Raw genomic sequence first — 21541 nt, forward strand, 5'->3', positions numbered from 1 at the left:
TTACCTCTCATAAATGGGTAGGAAGCGGTAGTTCAGTGCCACAGCCAGCAGGGACATGCCGGTCTGATACGCATCGCCAAAGCCGCCCTCGGGGCTCTGCGCCTCGCTGAGAGCGCGGACAGTGGCAGCATTCCACTTTTCCCACGCCGTGTAGTCACCCTGAAAGAGGGCCTGGGCCATGTAGTAGCGGAAGTACTCTTTGTAGCTGCTCTCGGCGTGCTCCAAGCGGCTGCTGATGTGCTCCAGTGTGGATTTGTAGGTCTCTGAGTCCTTCTTTTTCCCCACAGCGGCGACGAGCGTGGCGATGGCGCTGCGGTTCATGCTTTCGCCCATACCACCGAAGCCGCCGCTATACGCCACGCTGCCATCCCGGCCTGTACTGCGCCGCATGTACTCCAGCGCGGCCTCGATCACTTCATCACTGACTTCCATACCGGCATTCCGTGCGGCGAGCAGTCCCATGAGCATAGCACCGGTGACGCTGGTATCGGCATCCTTGGCTTCGGGCGTGTAGCGCCAGCCTCCCCAGCGATTGTTTTTCTGCGAGCTGGCCGCTAGGCGGATGGCCAGATCGAGAGCTTGGGAGATGGTGCGTGGGGGCTTCTCTCCCTCCCACAGCAGGGCTTCATCCACAGCGCCGTAGGCTTCACTAAGCGCCAGCATGGCGAATCCATGGTGATACATGCTGCTAGGCAAGTAGCCGCTCTCCGCATTCTGCGAGCGGATGATGGCACGCACAGCGCGGCGGATGTTCGCCGCATATTTGCCGAAGTTCGGGTCCTCTCCACTGGCGAGAAAGGCCATGAGGCAGATGCCATCGACACCTGCGCCATCATGGCCACCGGTCCAGCCGCCTTCTGGAGACTGCTTTGATGCTAACCAGCCTAGTCCACGCTCATAGATGGTCTCCACCTCATGCGGGATGGCTCCGCCGTAGCGAATCTCTGCCGCAGGAGACAGCGCCGTAGCTAGAGCGAGCCCACCGATGCATGCGAGAGCACGCAGCAGAGTGGAAGGTTGTCTGGCAGCGGAGGAGAGCATGTTCAGCGATTAAAAAAGAGGACGGGCTGCTGGTTCTGGAGATCGGGCGGCATTTTGCTCAGCATTTCCAAATACTGCCAGTTCCTCTCCAAGGTGGGAAGATCGTTTTGCTCGAAATTTTTCCACTGCTCGGCACTGAGCACGGATTGGAGCTTTTCTTTTTTCATAGCGGCCAGCGGCAAGAGCGCGGTGTAGCTGCTCAGGTGCCAGGGAGAGGATGAGTCCCCATAGGCTCGGTGGATCAGCTTCTCATTCTCCTTCACCACGGAGAGAACGAGTTCTTTCACTTTGGGAAACTGCTCTGGGCTGAGCTGGCGGCGGCGATCCAGCTCAAAGACCACCATTTCAGCCAACATGCCGAGTCGATACTCCTCACGCTCACTGCGCACCTTTTCCCAAGTGGCTCTGTCGGTAGCACTGAGCGTGGAGGAGAGAGCCTGGAGCCAGATGGGCTGTGTCTGCGGCTCGATCAGGCGTGCACTGGGAAGGCGGAGGGTAGGCAGCATTTGCTTCACCGCATGCGGTGGCAGGTCCTGCGTCTTCTTTGCCACGAGGTCGCTCAAGGATTCACTCCAGGCTGCGAGCGCCGCCTGTACGGCCCCTTTCGCTGCCGTGGTGAGCTGGCGGACTTTCTCCGGCGGGAGCTTTAGCAGCCTGCGAGCATCGTCGATCTGCTCCTGCATCAGCGGCTGGAGTCTGGCGCGTTCATTTTCCATCGCCTCATGCTCAAAGGCGGCGATCAGCGCCTCGGCATCCGGTGGCGCAGCATCGGCATCTGGCTCCTGATAGCGTGGAGCAGCGCTGACTCTGCCTGAGTAGGTCTCACGCTCAAACTGCGAGGTGGAGAGCCCGCTCCACAGCCCCATCTGCTCGGCGCTGAGAATCGTCGCTACCTTTTCCTTTGGGACCTGGCGCAGCTTCACGATGAGCTGGGAGATGCCCACACGGAAGTAGCTCCTACCCGACGTCGGCAGGATGCTCTCCATCTGTGCGGCGAGCAGCGGCTCCAGTGCCGTACGCTGCCCTGCCGTCAGGCCCAGCTTTGGATCGATCTCCGCTAGGACGACCCTGGCCAGTGCGACCTGACGAAAGGAAAAATGATCCTCTGTGTAGCGCTGGATTTGCTGAAGCTCCGCTGCCGTAAAGAGCCGCTGCAAGCCCTCCAACCAGACATCCTGCAGAAGCGGATTATCCTCCTCTGAAAGGCTGAAATGATGCCTACTGAGCAAAGGATTGGCCGAGACGGGGCGACTGGGCGCGGTCTTTTGCCATCTTTGGCGAGCGTTTTGTAGCATGTCCTCGATAGCCGCCACAGAGAGCTCACGAAGGGCTTTGCTGCGTGTGCCCGCGAGCTTCAAGACAGTGGTGTAGCGCTGAATCTCCCGCTCCATGATGGGCTGCAATTTCTCGCGAGCTGCCTCTGCGCTGCCTTGGAATGCTGCTTCGAGATCCTTTCGGAAAAGGGCCTTCTGGGCCGTGATAATCTCACTCCATGCTTCTTTGCCGATGATTGCCTCCAGACGTGCATGCCAGGCACGGATCAGGGCTTCGTCCTCCGGGCGGATGAAGCGCGAGTTCATCGTTCTGCCCTTTAAAAAGGTATCGAGGGTGGAGTCCGGCGCACTCATCAGCATGTCACGCCCAGCGGCCAGCTCACTGGTGACATGGGCATCCACGAGACGCTTCGCCTGGAGGAGAAGATCGGCCTCGCCCTTAATGTCGAGCTTCGCGATACGGCGGAGCTGCGGCATCTGCTCCTGGAGAGCCTGATCGATCTTCTGGCGGCCTCTAATGCCCCATTGAGCCAAGAAGTCGTCGATTTGCGGCTTCAGCGCATCTCGCCTCGCGAGTCGGTCTTTTTTCCACTGAGCGGCTCTGGCGGCTCCGAGATGGGTTTCGAGTGCTTTTTGCCATTCCGGCAGCCATTCCGGCAGAGTCCAGCCCGTGACGAGATAATCGGGCACGAGCTGTTCTTTGGTCCAAACACGCACACGAGCCGCCTGGGCCGCATCATCGCCGTATTTCGGCAAAATGGGCCGCAAGCACACCGCCACGCGTAGCTTCCAACTCGCCACCGCAGCGCTGGTGACGGCTGCCGCGTCTTTTTCCAGCTTCGCACGCTCTTCAGCGCTCAGCTTGAGCTCATCAAGGACGCCATCCATGTGCTTTTGCAGCAACAGGCGCTGAAGTCCCTCCGCGCTCGCAGCTAATTTTTCCAACGCCGCCTCTGCCAACGGCCCCAAAGGCCGATGCAGCCGCTCCCGCGTATCAAACGGCCCCTGCTCCGCATGCGCTGGCAACCACGCCCCCACCCAAAGCACCACGCCGATGACGATCCATCCCCCAGGCCGCGCCCGGTTCAGCATCTTGCTCATGAGCTCGATCTTCATCGCAGACCTTGAGAGCAAGATTCAGATGCAGAGCAAGAACAAGAGTGGGAACTCCACCCCACTCCTACCGCCGAAAACCGAGCCGGATTTTCAGGGATTGAACCTCTGACACGAAGCTAAGACGACGCTGATGCTTTGCTTTTCCATTAGCGTCCTATCAGCTTACTAGTCGCTTGATGACGTACAGTATAGACAGTCAACGGATGACGATGCGTGTGCCCTTTGCATACAAGCACATCAAAAAATTGACTCAGCGTTCACGGACACGCCAGAAGAGCTGCTGTGCACCGCTTGATACTTTGAATTTGGTTACCTGGCGGTCGTTGCCATAAATGGTTTCCAATAAGTAGCCGGGCTTAAATTCAAACTTTAGTGTTGCTGCGTTTGGGACGAGGCTGTGCCGCATTCATGCTTGATCACGGTCATCTAGCGAAGGGGTCATCGGGATCGGAGTCGCCGCGTTCGAGGCGCTGTTTGTGGTAGTTTTCGATACCTTCCCAGTATTGCTCGGCGTCGGGGAGGTCGCGGTCTTCGACGGCTTTCCATTGGCGCTCGGTGAGGATGGCTTTGAGGTCGGCGTCCTTGACGCCGGCTAAGGGCAGGAGGGCGTAGTAGTATTGCAGATACCAACTGTGACTCATGTAGCGCTCGATGTCGGGTAGGTAGTCTTTGAGGACGGCGGTGACGAGCTGGGTGACTTTTTCATGATGGGTGGCAGAGAGGCGGCGGCGGCGGTCCAGCTCCTGGGTGGTCATGGAGGCGAGTGCAGTGAGGCGTGCGGCTTCACGCTCGGTCTGGACGCGGGTTCAGCGTGTGCGCTCGGATTCACTGGGGAGGCTATTGAGCTTTGAACCTAGCTTATTATTTAAACTATGCTCATGGCTATATATACATAGCAAGCAGCGAGGAAAAAGAATACTACGAGCGCGTAAAAAAATCTCACATCCAAGGTCTTATCCCGATTATAATTTCATTCACTGGTGCCTCCGGTTCGGTAACCGAATTTCTCAACAACCATCTTCCTCAGTATGTCCCCAAAAAGCTATGACGACATGGTGCACGTGCGCGGAGCACGTGAGCATAACTTAAAGAATATCGACGTGGACATTCCACGTAATGCGCTCGTTGTCTTCACGGGCGTGTCGGGTTCTGGGAAATCTTCGCTCGCCTTCGGCACGCTCTATGCCGAAGCGCAAAGACGCTACCTGGAGTCGGTATCGCCCTATGCGCGGCGGCTTTTTCATCAGATGGCGGTGCCAGAGGTGGACCAGATCGAAGGCCTGCCGCCAGCGGTCGCGCTTCAGCAGCAACGCGGCTCGCCTACCACTCGCTCTTCCGTGGGCAGCGTCACGACATTGTCGAATCTGCTGCGCATGTTGTATTCCCGCGCGGGCGACTATCCGCAGGGTCAGGAGATTTTATACGCCGAGTCGTTTTCGCCCAACAATCCGCAAGGCGCGTGCACAACTTGTCATGGCCTGGGCCGCATCTATGAGGTCACTGAGAAATCCCTCGTCCCTGATGATAGCCTGACCATTCGCGAGCGAGCTATCGCTGCGTGGCCGACCGCTTGGGGCGGCCAGAACTTGCGTGATATTTTGGTGTCCATGGGGATCGATGTGGATTGCCCATGGCGTGATTTGCCAAAGGCGCAGCGCGATTGGATACTCTTCACAGAAGAGCAGCCCCAGGTGCCGGTTTATCCTGGGCTGACTCCAGATGAGACACGCCTTGCTTTGAAGCGTAAAGATGTGCCCGATTATCAAGGAACCTTCTCCAGCGCGCGCCGCCATGTGCTGCACTCGTTTGCCAACTCCGAGAGCGCGATGATGAAGAAACGCGCACTCCAGTTCATGCTGGCGGACGAGTGCCCGTTGTGCCACGGCAAGCGGCTGCGCCAGGAATCTCTCTCCGTGAAGTTCGCGGGGCTCGACATAGCGGAGCTATCGCTACTGACCATGGACGAGCTGGCTAAAATCGTCCAGCCCTATGCCGATGGCACTGCACCGAGCCTGAAGAGTGCTGTCGTTGATCATCCTGAAAAGGCCTTGGTCATCCGCAGGATCACTGCGGATCTGTATGCACGGCTTTTGACCTTATTGGAGCTGGGCTTGGGCTATCTATCGGTGGAGCGCAGCACGCCCACGCTCTCGCCCGGTGAGTTGCAACGGCTACGCTTGGCGACTCAGATCCGTTCCAACCTTTTCGGTGTCGTGTATGTGCTAGATGAACCCTCAGCAGGCCTGCATCCAGCGGATACGGAGGCACTTTTGGTTGCACTGAATCAACTCAAGGCTGCGGGCAATTCGTTGTTCGTGGTGGAGCACGAGCTGGACATCATCAGCAAGGCAGACTGGATCGTGGATGTCGGCCCAGCAGCGGGTCAGCACGGTGGAACGATCCTCTACAGTGGGCCGCCCGATGGCTTGAAGAACGTGGCAGAGTCCCAGACACGGCAATACTTGTTCGAGGACCATTCAAAGAGACCCGTGCGCACCACTCGCGAACCGAAGGAATGGCTGCGACTCAAGGGCGTGACGCGCAACAATCTCGTCAACTTGGATGTGGATATCCCCAAAGGTGTGCTCACCTCGGTGACTGGCGTTTCGGGCTCAGGCAAATCCAGCTTAGTGAGTCAGGTGTTGGTCGAGTTGGTTGCGAAACATTTGGGTGCCGAGCCACCTGAAGATGAGATCGAAGGCGATGATCTGGAGGTGACGGAAGTAGCCACCTTGGGCGGTGAAATCGTCTCCGGCATGGAAGGCATTGCGCGCATGGTGCGCGTGGATCAAAAGCCCATTGGCCGCACTCCACGGTCCAATCTGGCCACCTACACCGGTTTGTTTGATCACATCCGCACCAAGTTTGCCGCCATGCCCGAGGCACGCGCCCGCCGCTATGATTCCGGGCGCTTTTCCTTCAACGTTGCCAAGGGTCGCTGTCCGAATTGCACCGGCGAGGGTTTTGTGATGGTGGAGTTGCTTTTCTTGCCGAGCGTTTATACGCCGTGCCCAGTCTGCAAAGGAAGTCGCTACAACGAAAAGACGCTGGAGATTAAATGCCGCGGCCAGTCGATTGCCGATATCCTGGGAATGACCGTGGATGATGCGTGGACCTTTTTTACCGATGAGCCACAGGTGCGCCGCCCACTGGCCGTGTTGCGAGAGGTGGGCTTAGGCTATTTGCGTTTAGGGCAACCAGCGACTGAGTTTTCCGGCGGCGAGGCCCAAAGGATCAAGCTGGCCACCGAGCTACAGCGAGCGCAGCGTGGAGATTCTCTTTATATCCTAGATGAGCCGACCACCGGCCTGCACCCTTCCGATGTGGTGAGACTCACCGCTCAACTCGATGCCCTAGTGGCTGCGGGCAATACAGTCATCCTGGTGGAGCACGATGTGAGCGTGATGGCCGCAAGCGACTGGGTGATCGACATCGGCCCTGGTGCTGGAGCCAAAGGCGGCCGCATCGTCGCCTCCGGCCCACCCGCAAAGGTGGCTCAGAGCGACGGCAGCACAGCTCCTTACCTCGCCGCTTATCTGGGTCTGTCTCCCGCTCGCAAGAGCCGAAAACCTGTGTGATGGGAGCGCGGAGTAAGCAGTCAGACTTAATGTTTAATGCCAATTTTATTATTGCTGCGTTTGGAACGAGACTGTGCCGCCTTCATGCTTGTGCACGGTCACCTAGCAAAGGGATCGTCGGGGTCGGAGTCGCCGCGTTCGAGGCGCTGTTTGTGGTAGTTTTCGATGCCTTCCCAATATTGCTCGGCGTCGGGGAGGTCGCGGTCTTCGACGGCTTTCCATTGGCGCTCGGTGAGGATGGCTTTGAGGTCGGCGTCCTTGACGCCGGCTAAGGGCAGGAGGGAGTAGTAGTATTGCAGATACCAACTGTGACTCATGTAGCGCTCGATGTCGGGTAGGTAGTCTTTAAGGACGGCGGTGACGAGCTGGGTGACTTTTTCATGTTGGGTGGCAGAGAGGCGGCGGCGGCGGTCTAGCTCCTGGGTGGTCATGGAGGCGAGCGCGGTGAGGCGGGCGGCTTCACGCTCGGTCTGGACGCGGGTCCAGTGTGTGCGCTCGGATTCACTGAGGAGGCTGCTGAGGGTGCGCTGCCAGATTTCCTGCTTTTCGGGGCCGCCGGTCTGGCGTCCGCCGAAACTGCTGCGCTCCATGCTGGCGAGCGTCTGGCGCACGTTTTCTGGTGTGGCTCGCTGCACGGCGCTGCGGACCCAGCTTTCAACGCTCACGCGCCATTCGCGCATGTCGGCCTCGACGGCACCTTTGGCGGCGGTGCGGAGGCGGGCAGTCTTTTCTGCTGGTAGGGTGAGGGTGCGGCGGGCGTCTTCGACACGGGCGAGCATGAGATCGAGCCTGCGCTGACGCTCTGCGTTGCTGTATTTGTAGAGGTGACGGGATGTCTCGACCTCGACATCGAGGGGCTCGGCTTCAGGGGAGGCCGCTGGGTCTTCATCTGAGATGGTGGGGACTTGGCCGCTGTTGCTGCTGTTGTTGTTTGCGTCTGGTGGATTGGCTCGCAGCTTTTCCCAGCGTGTGCGCTGCCATTCATCCAGGAGGGTGGTGAGTGTCTTTGTATCGACTTTGGCGGCGGCTTGGAAGAGCTGGGTGGTGGAGTAGCTCCAGTATTGCTCGCTTTCCTCTCGCAGGATGTCCTGCATGTGAGGGAGGATGAGTTTTTCCAAGCTGCTGCGCTGGGTGGCATCCAGGGCCATGTAGCGATCCATCTCAATGAGTGTGATGCGGGCGAGGGCGACTCCCATGCGTGCTTTGCGGTTGGTGGCTTCGTCTTTGACTCGCTGCTGTTCCTCTGCGGTGACGATGTTTTTGAGCCCCTCCAGCCAGACGGGCTGCTTCTGAGGCTGGTCGTCGGTGACGACGCCTAGATAGGTGTTCTGGCGGCGGATGCGGCGCTGGATGGCAGACCATTTGCTCATGTTGCGGCGCCAGTTTTTCCATGCTGCGTCGATGCTGGCATCGACGGCTTTTTTCGCTAGTGCCTGGAGCTGCGTGCGGCGAGCGGTATCCATGTCGAGTGCGGTGGCGAGCCCGTCCACCTCGCGGTCCATGAGCTCCTCCATCTGGGTGCGTGTCTGCTGCTCGCTAGGCTTTAGAGAGTCGATGATCTGCTCTTCATCCTTAGCTTTCTGCTTCTCCAGGGCTGCGGCCCATTTCGTGACCCTGTCTGCGCCGATGAGTGCTGCGGCGATCTGCTTCCACTTATTCTCCAAGTCGATGCCTGTGGGCCGCACAAAGCGGGTGCCGAAGCTGTTATTCCGCCCCATGGTCACGAGGCGCTGCTCCTCGGGCAAGGAGCGCATCAGATCTGCCCCCGCGATGATTTCAGCGGCGACATGAGCATCGACGAGCTGCCGTGCGGCCTCAAACAGGGCATCGGTCTGCTTCGCATCGAGTTGAAGCTCCTTTTTCATGTCCTCGACACAGGCGCGGAGTTCCTCGTCCATGCTGCCACGGTTATTGGTGCCCCAGGTCTCGAGGAAGGTGTGGAGCTCTTTTTCGAGAGCTACACGCTTTGCCTCACGGGCAGCTAGGGCTAGCTCGCCACGCTCGGGGCCGAGGCGTGCCTTCACAGCCTCCTGCCACATCGGGAGCAGGTCTGGCAGCGTCCAGCCTGCGATGGTGAGGCGCTTTTCTGCCTGGTCCATGCGCCACTGCTGCACACGCCGTGCCTGGGCGGCATCCGCCTCCTCACGCACGAGGTAAAAACGCAGCGATTCGATGTAGCGGGGCTTCCAGGCGGTGAGAGCTGCCTCGATGGGCTTTTTCGCATCTTCGAGCAGGGCAGTCTTTTCTGCTTCGGTGATGTCGGCGGCCTTTTTCATGACCTCGATGGCCCACTGCATCTGCTTCATCAATTGATCGCGCTTTCCAGGTATGCCGTCATCGGCCAGCTTCGCCAGAGCCAGCTCAGACTGCGGTCCGAGTGGCTTCATCGACTCCATACGTGTATTGAAGGGCGGCAGGGTCTCCGCGCTTAGGGCGGTGGCGGGGTGCAGCATCCATACCGAAGCCAATGCGCTGAAAATGAAAGTGCCACGCAAGAAAGTCGCGATCGTGGGCCACAGGTTCGAGAATACACAAAGCATGATGCCTACAAGTCTGCGCCATCGCACCAGAGACTTCCAGCCCTGATCACGCCGTCACACGAGATTTTCCCCACGCATCACCCGACCAGCCACAGCAGCGGCAGCGGCACGATCACCGCCAGATCTGCCAGCACGCGATAAGCCGCCGGAGAAAGCGCCGCACGATAGCGATGCAGCACCGCCAGCAGCGCCAGGCCACACAGCGCCGTCGTGATCGTGGCGGCGAGTCCAGCTGGGCACCGCTCCAGATGAATGAGCACCAGCAGCGCTGCGAGAATGATGACATGGCAGCCCAGCAGCGCCGGATGCAGCACCCTCCAGCGCCGGGTGCCGGCCTGCGTCATCTCTTCATTTTTCGCCGCGATGCCAGTCAGGTTCGTGATGAATAGAAAGGCGATTACCACGCACTCCAGCAGAGGCTCCGCCACGGTCTCCGGCATGCCAAAGAAGCGAATACTGCTCGTGCACCCCAGCGCAAAGATGAGCCCCGCCGCATGCGGCTTCGGAACCAGCGGTGGAGCGATCCGCACGATAAAGATAAGGAAATAAAACAACGTCACCACCGCGATACTAACCGCCTGCCACATCACATCCTCTGGCACCCGCCAGAAAGCCAACCATACCAAACCCGCCACACATAAAGGCAGCACCATCACCGTGATCTCACTGCGAAAACGCTGATAAAAAGCATGCCGCACATCAAAGGCCGCCTTCGAAGTATCCATCGTCCGATCCACCAAGTACACCGTCCAAACCGCCAGAGCCAGGCCCTGGTAGAGTGATGGCATCAGCGCCAGCCCATGCTGCCGCGCCAGACTCATCTGCCACAGCACCGCCACCAGCGGAGCCTCCAGACTCAGCACATGCAGCCAAAACCACCATGGCACCGCCTGGCCCAGAGGAGCCGTAGCGGGAACAGAGGTGGAAGCTGGAGAGGCGGGGTTCAAAGCCCGAAATAAACAGTCATTTCCCGCAGTGAGCGACATATAGTTGGCCGCCACCCTCATTTCGCACCCATTTTTCGCCCGCCCCCTGCTCAAGACACGCTCGTTAAAACGCACAAGTCACACACAAAGCCTGCGACTCCAGCCCCGTATGTAGTTACCGCATTCTCAGCCCACCCCGCCCTCCTATGAGTGCATTTTCGCGACTCAGCATCCTCCTTTTCCCAGCCACGCTGGCACTGACAAGTGCCGTCGGCGCAGAGGATGTCTTCGAAAACGCCCCCATCAACTACTCCGCCACCCAGCCCCGCGACGCCGCCCAGCACCTGGAAAAAGCCATGCTCGCGGGCCGCGTCAAAATCGACCGCAAAGACGCCTGGAGCATCCTGCGCGGCCTCATGCACCAATTCAAAATCCCGGCGGAGTCCCAGGTCATGGTTTTCTCCAAAACCAGCAAACAAAACGACCGCATCAGCCCGCGCACCCCACGCGTCGTTTATTTCGGCGACAACGCCTACATCGGCTACTGCCTCGGCGGCTCCATCGAGGTCTCCACTGTCGATCCCGTACTTGGCCCCATCTTTTACCTGCTCGATCCCTACTTGCCGCAGGACAAGCCGCTCCACTTTGAGCGAGATCAGAGCTGCCTGAGCTGCCATGGCGGCCCCTTTACCCCCGAGGTGCCCGGCGTCCTCGTACGCTCCGTCTTCCCCGACTCCGAAGGCCATCCCATCATGAGCCAGGGCAGCACCGTCGTGGACACCACGACACCCTTTTCAGATCGCTGGGGCGGCTGGTACGTCACCGGGTGCCACGGCGACTCACTCCACCGCGGCAACGTCATCGCCTTTGAAAACCCAGATCAGAGCTGCGACATGGACTTCAAAGCCGGAGCAAATGCCACCTCCCTGGCCAAATACTTCGACACCAGCCCCTACCCACGCAAAACCAGCGACATCGTCGCCCTCATGGTCCTGGAGCACCAGACCTCTGTACAAAACGTGCTCACCAAAGCAGCACACACCGCCCTGCGTGCCATGCACATGCAAACCAGCCTCCAACGCGAGATGGGTGAAACCGTGCAAAACGAACCCATAGGCACCGCCCGCCGCCTCATCGACCACTGCACCGAAGACGTCATCGACGCCCTACTTTTTAAAGATGAAGCCGCCCTGCCGGATGGAGGCCTCGAAGGCGATCCCGCCTTCCAAGCCGCCTTCAGCAAAAACGCCCCGCAATCCAAAGACGGCCGCAGCTTGAAGGACTTCCAACTCCTCAGCCGCCTCTTCAAATATCGCTGCAGCTACATGGTCCACAGCCTCACCTTTGAGCATCTCCCTCCCGCCCTCAAAAACACCGTCCTACAACGCCTGCGCACCATCCTCACCGGCACCGACCCCGAAAGCCGCTACACCTACCTCGGCACCTCAGAACGCGAGCACATCCTGCACATCCTGCAAGACACCCTCAAAGGTTTCGCCCCGTAAAGGAGCAAAGAAAAGCACGAGAAACAGATTCGAGAGATTCGAGGGAACTCGCCGCTACTCCGCCCTCTCGCGCCCTTGGCCACGCAATATTTTAATAGTCTGTCCCTTTATCAATATGTTATTGCACGACCTCTCTTTCTCGCCACGCTCCGCCCATGCGTCAGCCTCGGCTCAAGGCACCCAAGCACCACCCCACTGCTTTTTACCACTGCGTCTCACGCATCGTGAACCGTGACTTCGTCCTCCTGGAGCAGGAGCGGGAGCACTTCGTGCGCCTCATGCGCATGTATGAATCCCTCTGCCAGGTCCGCGTGATCACTTTTTGTGTCCTCTCCAACCATTTCCATGTCCTCGTCGAGGTGCCGCGCAGACCGGATGTGCTGCCAGATGAGTCTGTGGTGCTGGAAATCATTCGCCAGGCCTTCGGCAAGTCCGTCGCCGGGATCGTGGAGGCCGAATTGCAGCACTTGCGCCAGATCGGAGCAACAGCGCAGGCCGAGCAGATCCTCAATGGCTGGCGGGCTCGCATGTGGGACATCAGCGCCTTCATGAAGTCACTCAAGCAACGCTTCAGCCAGTGGTTTAATAAGCGCCACAAGCGCCGCGGCACCCTCTGGGAGGAGCGCTACCGTAGCACCCTGGTGGAAGGTGGCACCGCTCTGGCCATGACCGCCGCGTATGTCGATCTCAATCCCGTGCGGGCAAAGCTGGTCACCGACCCGAAAGACTACCGCTGGTGCGGCTATGCCCAAGCCGTCGCGGGGGTGAAAAAAGCCCGCCAAGGCATCGAAAAGGCCGCGCAGGCACAATCGAGCAACCCCAGACCCGACGGCGGGAGTGCGGAGTATTACCGCACCCTGCTCTTCACCTGGGGCACAGCGAGTAGAGCGAGAGCGGATGGCCGCAGCCGGGGCCGAATCCGCGAAGAGGATTACCAGAGCGTGCTCCAAGCAGGCGGAAAACTCCCCGTAGCCGAAGCGCTGCGCTGCCGGGTGAGATACTTCACCGATGGAGCCGTGATAGGGGGCAAAGACTTCGTCAATGCCATCTTCCGGGCGCGGAGATCACGCTTTGGAGCAAAGAGGAAGGAGGGAGCCCGGAGGCTACGTGGAGTGCAGCAGGATGACCCCGCCGTGGAACTGCATGTACTGCGTGATTTGCAGGTGGACGTGATTCGGCCTGCCCAGGGCCCTCCCCCACCCTAGCTAAACAAAATGCGCGACAAGAGGCTGGTTGCGCCCATAATCGCGCCCCCACGCTTCCCCCTTTGCCACGTATTTATGAGCGACAACGCCGACTCCACCCCTACCGAGCCACCGAGTGATCTCCTTGATCTTTCTAGTCTCGTCATGATGCCTGCATGGGTCGCCGATTTTGGTAAGCCCGATAAAATCGTCGAGCGCTATGCTGGTCGCGAGGATCGCCCTGCACGCGGAGATCGTCGTGATGGCGGCGGTGGTGGTGGATTTGCAGGTCGTGGTCGTCGCGAAGGCGGTGGCGCTGGCCCAGGCGGTGAGCGCCGTGGCCCACCTTCTGGTGAGCGCCGTTTCGGTAGTGGTGGTGGCCAGGGTGGTGCTGGTCCGCGTCGTGATGGGCCTGGAGGTCCGCAGCGTGGCGATCGCCGTGAAGGCGCAGGCTCTGGTGGCCCGCCGCGCCGGTTTGGAGACCGTGATCGTCGCCGTGACGGCCCCCCGCAGGGAGACCAGCGTCCGCAGCGTGAGTGGCAGCCCATCCCGCAGGATGTCACACTCACGATTTATCCAGAGGATGCCACGCTCGATACGCTCGCCCAGCATGTGCGCAATACGGGCCACGCCTTCAGCATGTATGATGCCGCACGCATCGTGCTAGCAGGTGGCGAGCGCTACCATGTCCGCGTCCAGTGCGCGGAGAAGCGCCCCACGCCGCTCTTTAAATGTGAGCTCGATGGCGGGCTCTTCCTCAATCGTGACGAGGCCGTCGCACACATTCTCTCCAGCCCGATCTTTGACGAATACTACCGCGCCGAGGACGTCGAGCTAGAGGCACCCAAGGGTGATTTCAAATCGGTCGGCGTCTGTGGATTTACAGGTGAGGTGCTCGGCCCTCCTAGCCATCACAGCTATCAGACAGCGCTCATTCGCCGCCACCGCGAGCGTTTCGCGAACATGTCGCTGGAGGACTACAAGCGCCGCATCAAGGTGGAGTCTGATCCTGCACTTGTCGAAAAGTGGAAGGAACAATGCACCAAAGGCCGCCGCTGGGTCTATCTCAAAGGCGAAGTGGCTGAAGGAGCCGAGCCGCAGACCTTCGCCACGCGTGCCGATGTCGATGCACACTTCCGCCGCATCCACGCTGCAGATTCCGTCACCGAGCTGCGTGACGTCAATATCCCGGGCAACATCGACAAGGCCAAGCTCACGCACGTTCTTTTCATTATGCTGCGCCAGAGTGTGGAGAATGCCCGCAAGCATCTCTTCGACATCTCCCAGAAGCTCTCCGCAGGTCTGGAGCGTCGTGGGCTGAAAATGTTCAAGCGCCGGGGTGGCAAGATGTTCATCAGCCGTGTCCGTCCGCGTGCCATCGACCCTGCCGTCATCTTTTCCGCTCCGCTGGCCAAGATCGTTGAGTTGCTAAAGCAAAACAACGGCATGCATATCCACGCCCTCGTGGAGGCCATCGCTCCATCACCGCCGCGTGATGAGGATGCTCCACCGCCTGCCGAAAATGAGCCACTGAAGCCCACCATGCAGCAGGTGGAGGTGCTCAAAGACATCCGCTGGCTCACCAGCGAAGGTTACGTCATCGAGTACAGTGACGCGATGCTCTTCCTCGGCGTCCAGGGTGATAATCCGCCCGTCGGAGCCAAAAAAGACGAAAAAGACGATGCAGCTCCAAAGGCCGAAAAACCTGCGAAAGCCGCCAAACAGCCGAAACCGCGCAAAGCACGCGTTCCGGTCATGGAAGTGCTCGAAGTCACTTTTGACTAAAAACGGCTGCGCAGGCACCAGAGTCGCCTCGGGTGACGTTTGAAGCATCAAAACAGCGTCTGGGGCTCCGTTTCCCAGTCCGAGATCATGCCATGCGACGCATCCCTTTACTCTTCCTGACTCTAGGCCTGCTGCTACCCGTGCAGGCCACGACCACACGTGATCTCGCAGATCAGGCACGGCGATATGCCCCGGCGGAGAGCCTTTTCGCAGGGAAACTCGTCCGTGCGGCTCTGGATCGCACGCATCAGAGTGTGCGCTACGACCCTGCGTATCTGAAACTGGCCTATCCAGGTGGTGATGTGCCTGCGGACACTGGAGTCTGCACCGATGAAGTCATCCGCAGCTACCGCGCAATCGGCTTTGATCTGCAAAAGCTCGTCCACGAGGACATGCGGCGGGATTTTCGTGCCTATCCACGCAACTGGGGTCTCACGCGGCCAGATTCAAACATCGACCACCGTCGCGTGCCGAATTTGCAGACCTTTTTCAAGCGCCGTGGCGCTGCGCTCCCCATCACGCAAAAGGCTGCGGATTATCTACCGGGCGATCTCATCACCTGCACCGTCGCGGGCAAGCTGCCACACATCGCGCTCGTCGTCCCGGCGCCAGATGGCGGTGAGCGGCCCTGGATCGTTCACAACATCGGCAGTGGACCGCAGATCGAAGACCGGCTCTTCGAGTTCCCGCTCACGGGGCATTATCGTTGGCATCCGAAGTGATGCGACTGCCTCAGTCCTCACTCAGGAGGCACTTCGCACGTTCTTCTGGCGTCATGGCACGCCATTCACCCGGTTTGAGCTCCTGTGGCAGCGTCAGGGCACCGACGCTGAGTCGATGCAGTGTGGCGACACGGCAGCCGACACGGTGAAACATGCGCTTTACCTGATGATAGCGTCCCTCATGCAGTGTCACACGGGCAGAGCACTCACCCGTGATCTCCAACTGCGCAGGCAGCGTGGTGATGTCCTCCGTATGGAAGTAAAAGCCGCGTGCAAAGGCCTCCACAGCATCCGCTGGCACCGGCTCATGCGTTTCGACGAGATACACCTTCGGCACTTTGTGCTCTGCGGTCATCAGTCGCTTTGACCAGCGGCCATCATTGGTCAGCAAGAGCAGGCCAGAGGTGGAGCGATCCAGCCGCCCGGCTAGGTGCAGCGTGTGCTTTTCCTCCATCTGCATCAAATCCAGCACGGTGGGGAGCTGTGCATCCTTTGTGGCACTGAGATAGCCCACGGGCTTGTGCATGATGAGGTAATGCCCGCACTCTGCGGCCTGCACCACTTCCTCATCGAGCTCCACCTGGGTGAATCGATCCGCCTCCACATGGCCATCCGTCTCGATGACGCCTGCGACACGCACCCGCCGTGCCGCGATCACTCGCAGCGCAGCTTTGCGCCCCATCCCTCGGTGTTTAGCGATCAAGCGGTCGAGCTTCATGTGGAAGATGGTGTCTGCATGTCTGTGCGTGGATCAGCGGAGGAGTCGGCTGAGGATGACAACCAGGATGACTCCACAGAGCCATAGCATCCGGCTTTGACGCTCGTAAAACAGCCAAATCTGCGGTTTCCAAGAATGATTATGCCGTCCGATGAGCGAGCATGCGCGGGTGGCGTAGTCTCGTCCGAGGCGGCTATCTTCATTGGAGTCCATGAATAAGCTTAGAGCAGTCTGAGCGCCCTGATGAAAGGGTTTGGGCGGCTTTCCTGGCTGGTAGTCGAGCAGGGACCGTACGAGTCCGAGCACACGCTTTGAAAAGGCGGATAGCTCTGGCTCATGCACCACGTCCAGATGCTTTTGAGCGCTGTCTGCGCTGTGGGCGAGTGCATCCTCCAGCGCCGCGTAGAGGTGGAATCGCATGGTGGTATCGTCATGACGTGGCAAATCGAGCCCGCGTGCGAGCACGGCAGCGGCTTCATCACGGCGACCTAGGCTCTGAAGGGACATGAGCAGGTTATTGAGCATGTAGGGCTCCAGGTGAGAGCGCTCACGCCAGTCCTGGAGCCAATCGACGGCCTGCCGATGGCGCTTTAAGGTATGAAGGGCATATCCGATGGTGCCCCACATCTCATTGTTGCTTTGCAGCGCCTCACGGCGCTCGCGGATGAGCTGGTCGATGCGACGAGCCTCCCACCAGCATGCGAGGAGGCCAAAGGACGCCTTCTCCTGCTCCTCCCAGCGTTCGACGGTTTTATTGACATAGCGAATGATGACCTGCTCACTGCCCTCATCACCCAACGGAACGTGACAGAGCACATTCCAGCGCGGCACCTGCCCGAGCAGATGGGTGAGTGCGACATAAAAGGCCGCTGCATGCGTGTTTCGGGCTTTCCCATCGCGAATGGTCTTCGCGAGCTCGTTTCTCATGATGGGGAGCTCTGGCCGGGTCTTTTTGAGCTTCACTTCATCAAGAACACGATTGAAGGAGAAATCGAAGGCATCCTCCTGCTCGGTCATTTTGAGCAGCGCTGCACGCGACTCGGCGGACTGGCCCTGCCGCCAGTGCCAGAGGAAGAGCCGTGAGTGATACTCGATCTCTGCATAGTGCGGACGTGAGTCATCCAGGAGCTTTCGGGCCGTGGCGAAGTCTTTTTTGCCACAGTGATGATCAAAGAGCTTCCGCAGTGCAAAACCGTAATCAGGCGCGATGGCCAATGCTCGCTCAAAAGCCGCGATGGCACCTGCGGTGTCGCCACGGCGCTCCCGCACGTCTCCGAGCAGTCCGAGGTGGATGTGATCACCGGGCTCGATCTGGCTGAGGTGCGTGATCGCATCTTCTTCGCCAGAGAGATCCTTCATCGCCTCATACCACTCTGCGAGGCACTTCCAGCCCCAGACCATCGCTGGATCAGCCTCCAGCGCGGAGCGCATGCGGGCCACGGCGGCACTGCGGTCATGCTTGCGCCAGAGAATCCAGGCCTCACGGGCGATGATGTCTGCGGGCCGCTGCTGATCTGGGTGGGATTCAAGCACGGCGAAGGCCTCTTCAAAACGACCAGCCAGGGTCAAAACACGAGCTTTTTCATCATAAGCCCGTGTGGCATGCGGAGCGGCTGCGATGGCGCGATCCAGCGTGGCGAGTTGCGCAGGGAACTCGGAGGCCTGCGTCATCAAATCCGCCAGGGTGAGCCAGGAGCGGGCCTCATTCGGCCGTGAGCGTGTCAGCGCCTCCGCAGCCTCACGAGCGGCGTTTTTCTCGCCGACTTCGGCCCCCCATTCTTCGAGACGGCCCCAGGCCCATCCGTAGCCGGGCTCGTGCTCGACGGCTTTTTTCAGATGATCGACCGCGAGTCGTTTTTTGCCGAGATGCCAGGCCAGTTCAGCGACCCAGCCGTGATTACGCCCGTCTTGCGGAGAGTGGCGCACGGCTTGCTGCATGACATCGAGCGCTTCTTCGTAGCGTGCATCTTTTTTGAGTGCCTCGGCGAGGTTTCGCATGCCCCAGCCCCAGCCTGGATTGATCTCTCGCACACGCATAGCGGCCTCGATCTGGCGTTTGCGGTCTGGTAGGGCACCATAGCACTCTGCCAGCTCCATCCATGTGCGTGGCATGAGTGGAAAACGCTCACAAGTGGCCTGCATGAGCGTGATGGACTGCTCCACGCCGTCATGCTCACGAAGATGCTCTGCCAGTGTCACAGCAGTCTGCCATAAATCTGGACGCTGCTCATGCGCCAGCCGCAGGAAGCGCTCCATCTCATCTGGTTCCAGGTAATGACCCGCGAGGGAGGCGAATTCGAGCACGCCGCTGCCATTGGTGACCTGGCGTGTGATCTCACTCTGGATGTAGCGCAGCTCAGAAAGGCGCTCAGGCTGCGTTTTGCAGTGATGGAGCAGCGCATTCATCGGATCAGCACTATCCGCATCGAGTGCGATCGCGCGGCGGTAGGCCGCTTTGGCCTCTGGGAGCCGTTTTTCTGCCGCGAACACGCCTCCGAGCACATGGTAGTGCCACGGATTCATCGGATCGAGTGCGGCAGAGTGCTGCATGGCCTCATGTGCCTCCGTGAAGCGCTGGCGGTTTTTCATCGAGATGGCGACTTCCCGCCATGCTGAGCTGCTGCGTGGATCGATGCGCAGGAGTTCACGCGCAGCGGCCTCCATCGCCTCTGGGCTATCACCACGTACCCAATCACTCCAGGTGTCATGCAGTGGCCAGTGAAACGGGAAGCGCTCACATGCAGCACGCAGATGGGCCAGAGCCGCAGTGCGGCTTTCCAACTGCTCCAGCAGCCGCGCCACGGCACGGTGGGCATCGGCAGCCTGGGGCTCATGGAGGATGACTTGCTGCCAATCGGCCAGCTCACGGTGATGGTCGCCCTCTTGGCTGGCGAGCTGTGCATCGACACGGTGCCATGCGCCAGGTGCCGTGCGGGATTTCACCCGTGCCAGTGCCTCACGCGTACGTTCCAGCTTGCCAGTGCGCAGGAGCCAGTTCGCATGCTGGAGGGCGAGCTCCATGTCATCCGGGCGGCGCTGGATGGCGGCATCCATCACCGAGATGGCCTCCTCCGTGCGATTGATCATATCGAGAGCCTCCGCCAGCGAGTAGGCAGGCTGTGGTGAGAGATGCCCATCACGCTCGAAGCGGCCCCGCAGCAGCCGCAGCGCCTCCTCACTGCGCCGCACCCAGCGAGATGTCTTGAAGTAAGACATGGTGAAGGATTCATTCTTATCCTCCAAGCAGCTCGCGATGCGGTACAAATCGGAGGCCTCTTCCCAGCGGCGCACGTCCCAAAGCATGTTCGCAGAGGTGATCACCGCGTAGGCATCCAGCCGTGCGCGGTGGTAGCGGTGAATCCAGCGGCGGGCCTCATCCACATGCCGCGCCTCCCAGTGCAGCTCACGGCCCAGCATGCGCCAGAGCAGTGGGTGCGTCTCCTTATCCGCACAGGCGCGGCGCAGCTCCTCGGTGAAGACTTCACGACCACGCAGCTCTCGCAGCACATGCAGGCGGTCGATCTGCCAGTTGATCGTTTTCGGATGCATCTGGAGCAGGGCCTCCAGTCCCTCCAGGCGTGCATGCGTATTGTCATCGTAACGAGCCAGTGCCAGCTCCACATGCCAACGTAAGCGCTCCTGCGGATGATCTCGCCGCATCTGCTCGAGTAGTAGCAATGACGCCGCTCGGTCATGGCGTGTCAGCGCATCATCAAAAGCATGCTTGATGTCATAGAGAGCCTGTTCCGGCAGTTCCAGCCCATCAAAGCGGTGTGATTGCTCCACCGGCACCATGGCAAGTCCACGCGGACCAAAGGGAGCCTGCCCCGCCAGTGCCTCCAGCGCCAAGAACTCCGTCATGGTGCGCTCCGACGGATCGCGCACGAAGAGCACTTGGCGGTATTCATCGTAACCGATCACCGCCTGGGCATGGGCGCTATCGGAGTAAACCATGCTCAGAATGATCGGGATACCGCGGTCGATGAGCTGCTTGGCACTCTCCACCGTCACACTGAACTCGCGCACGGCCCAGCCATGCTTCTCCGCCCATGTTCGCTCCTGATAATGCGGGGTGCCGTCATAACAAATCTCATCCGCTAACTCGATATGACCCACTTCTTTGCCCAGAAAGCGTGCTACTGCGCTCACCGTCGCCGGGGCACACGTGAGGTGATGCTGCGCCACAAAACCGACTGGCAGGACGCGGCGGGTAAGCTGCTGGCCCTGTGTTTTTTCCAAGTACTCAGCCACTTTCGCATAGAAGCTGTCTGGCTTTGCCGCCAGCCGCGCCTGCCGTAGCGCCTCCGCGTGGTCGCCCATCGCACTGGCGAGATCACAGCGTCTCCCAGCCTGCCAGCGCTGCATATCCTCCTCCATCAGTGGCAGCAGCTCCTCATGACGGTTCAGCGTGGCGAGTGCCTCCTCGTGCATGCCGAGCTCGATCTGGAGATTGGCTAATTTTCGCAGCAAGGAGGGGCATTGCGTGCGTGCGCAGCCAGCTCGCAGTTTTTCCAGAGCCTCCGGCTCACGCCCCATCGCCAGCAGCAGATCAAACTGCGAGTGGAGAGAGGAAATATGCGTGGAGCGGATGCTCAGAGCCTTTTCCGCCGCCGCGAGGGCCTCCTCACGCCGATCCTGCAGCTCCAAAATGTCCGCTTTCACAGACCAACCCCAAGTGGACTCTGGGTGGGCCACGATCAGCCCATCCACGAGCTTTTCCGCACGCTCAAAGTCACGCAGCTTCGCTAAAAGATAAGCCTGCACACCGGGATGATCACGGTGCTCCGCTACCTCCTCCTCTGGCATCGGTGGGTGCTTCTCCAACCACTGCCAGGCCAAGAAAGCGCCGCGCATGTCCAGCAGCTCCCACACCATGTCCTCACGCACCACATGGCGAGTCCTGCGATCATGCCAAAGGCGGAACCACATCTTCCGCCCACGCTTTTCACCGCCCATGGATTCGATCATGCGTGCACCCACGGCACGGTGCTTTGCCTGGCTCCACTCCTCGGGTCGCGCATACGGCTCCAGCAGCTTCCACGCATCTAGGAACAACGCCTGCTTGCGCAGCTCGCTCACCTTTTTGATCACTTCATCATCCGGCTCCATCATCGCTGTGGTGCTAACAAAAAGGCTCTCTTCTGGCAAGCCC

Annotated in this window: 12 protein-coding genes; 5 read left to right on the forward strand and 7 right to left on the reverse strand. The window is 59.9% G+C overall.

The features are described 5' to 3' along the window. The 3 genes from IPK32_14720 to IPK32_14730 form a co-directional block, all read right to left on the reverse strand. Entirely contained in the window at positions 1-1005 is a 1005-nt protein-coding gene (locus IPK32_14720; GenBank protein MBK8093196.1) for a squalene--hopene cyclase, read from the reverse strand. Between the two features lie 38 nt (positions 1006-1043). Further along, on the reverse strand, positions 1044-3431 hold the full coding sequence (locus IPK32_14725; protein MBK8093197.1) for a hypothetical protein: 2388 nt from the start codon (positions 3429-3431) through the stop codon (positions 1044-1046). A gap of 422 nt (positions 3432-3853) precedes the next feature. Then, positions 3854-4186, reverse strand: a complete 333-nt coding sequence (locus IPK32_14730; GenBank protein MBK8093198.1) for a hypothetical protein — start codon at positions 4184-4186, stop codon at positions 3854-3856. 273 nt (positions 4187-4459) lie between these two features. Between IPK32_14730 and IPK32_14735 the strand changes: the two genes are divergently transcribed. Beyond that, the gene (locus IPK32_14735; GenBank protein MBK8093199.1) at positions 4460-7009 is read left to right on the forward strand and encodes an excinuclease ABC subunit UvrA; all 2550 of its coding nucleotides are present in this window, start codon (positions 4460-4462) and stop codon (positions 7007-7009) included. 98 nt (positions 7010-7107) lie between these two features. On the opposite strand, the gene IPK32_14740 is transcribed toward IPK32_14735, so the two are convergent. After that, positions 7108-9462: a hypothetical protein gene (locus IPK32_14740; GenBank protein ID MBK8093200.1), complete on the reverse strand. Its 2355-nt coding sequence runs from the start codon at positions 9460-9462 to the stop codon at positions 7108-7110. Positions 9463-9626: 164 nt separating this feature from the next. Then, positions 9627-10496, reverse strand: a complete 870-nt coding sequence (locus tag IPK32_14745) for a hypothetical protein (protein MBK8093201.1) — start codon at positions 10494-10496, stop codon at positions 9627-9629. A gap of 185 nt (positions 10497-10681) precedes the next feature. Here IPK32_14745 and IPK32_14750 point away from each other — a divergent pair, with 185 nt between their 5' ends. The 4 genes from IPK32_14750 (at position 10682) to IPK32_14765 (ending at position 15671) form a co-directional block, all read left to right on the forward strand. Then, on the forward strand, positions 10682-11980 hold the full coding sequence (locus IPK32_14750) for a hypothetical protein (protein MBK8093202.1): 1299 nt from the start codon (positions 10682-10684) through the stop codon (positions 11978-11980). A 155-nt stretch (positions 11981-12135) separates the two neighbouring features. After that, positions 12136-13185 (forward strand): transposase, encoded by a 1050-nt coding sequence (locus tag IPK32_14755; protein ID MBK8093203.1) that lies wholly within the window; start codon positions 12136-12138, stop codon positions 13183-13185. A 75-nt stretch (positions 13186-13260) separates the two neighbouring features. Beyond that, positions 13261-14949: a hypothetical protein gene (locus tag IPK32_14760; protein ID MBK8093204.1), complete on the forward strand. Its 1689-nt coding sequence runs from the start codon at positions 13261-13263 to the stop codon at positions 14947-14949. 92 nt (positions 14950-15041) lie between these two features. Next, positions 15042-15671: a DUF1287 domain-containing protein gene (locus tag IPK32_14765; GenBank protein ID MBK8093205.1), complete on the forward strand. Its 630-nt coding sequence runs from the start codon at positions 15042-15044 to the stop codon at positions 15669-15671. A gap of 10 nt (positions 15672-15681) precedes the next feature. On the opposite strand, the gene IPK32_14770 is transcribed toward IPK32_14765, so the two are convergent. Together IPK32_14770 and IPK32_14775 are read right to left on the reverse strand one after the other, a co-directional pair. Then, the gene (locus tag IPK32_14770) at positions 15682-16389 is read right to left on the reverse strand and encodes a pseudouridine synthase (GenBank protein MBK8093206.1); all 708 of its coding nucleotides are present in this window, start codon (positions 16387-16389) and stop codon (positions 15682-15684) included. A gap of 33 nt (positions 16390-16422) precedes the next feature. Continuing rightward, positions 16423-21537: a tetratricopeptide repeat protein gene (locus IPK32_14775; GenBank protein MBK8093207.1), complete on the reverse strand. Its 5115-nt coding sequence runs from the start codon at positions 21535-21537 to the stop codon at positions 16423-16425. Positions 21538-21541 lie beyond the last annotated feature (4 nt).

This window comes from Verrucomicrobiaceae bacterium, from assembly GCA_016713035.1.
Classification (GTDB): domain Bacteria; phylum Verrucomicrobiota; class Verrucomicrobiia; order Verrucomicrobiales; family Verrucomicrobiaceae; genus Prosthecobacter.

Bases quoted from the DNA above. Each gene is read 5' to 3' on its own strand.
- IPK32_14725 (MBK8093197.1), bottom strand. From the start codon at position 3,431: ATGAAGATCGAGCTCATGAGCAAGATGCTGAACCGGGCGCGGCCTGGG.
- IPK32_14730 (MBK8093198.1), bottom strand. From the start codon at position 4,186: ATGACCACCCAGGAGCTGGACCGCCGCCGCCGCCTCTCTGCCACCCAT.
- IPK32_14735 (MBK8093199.1), top strand. From the start codon at position 4,460: ATGTCCCCAAAAAGCTATGACGACATGGTGCACGTGCGCGGAGCACGT.
- IPK32_14740 (MBK8093200.1), bottom strand. From the start codon at position 9,462: ATGCTGCACCCCGCCACCGCCCTAAGCGCGGAGACCCTGCCGCCCTTC.
- IPK32_14750 (MBK8093202.1), top strand. From the start codon at position 10,682: ATGAGTGCATTTTCGCGACTCAGCATCCTCCTTTTCCCAGCCACGCTG.
- IPK32_14755 (MBK8093203.1), top strand. From the start codon at position 12,136: ATGCGTCAGCCTCGGCTCAAGGCACCCAAGCACCACCCCACTGCTTTT.
- IPK32_14760 (MBK8093204.1), top strand. From the start codon at position 13,261: ATGAGCGACAACGCCGACTCCACCCCTACCGAGCCACCGAGTGATCTC.
- IPK32_14765 (MBK8093205.1), top strand. From the start codon at position 15,042: ATGCGACGCATCCCTTTACTCTTCCTGACTCTAGGCCTGCTGCTACCC.
- IPK32_14770 (MBK8093206.1), bottom strand. From the start codon at position 16,389: ATGAAGCTCGACCGCTTGATCGCTAAACACCGAGGGATGGGGCGCAAA.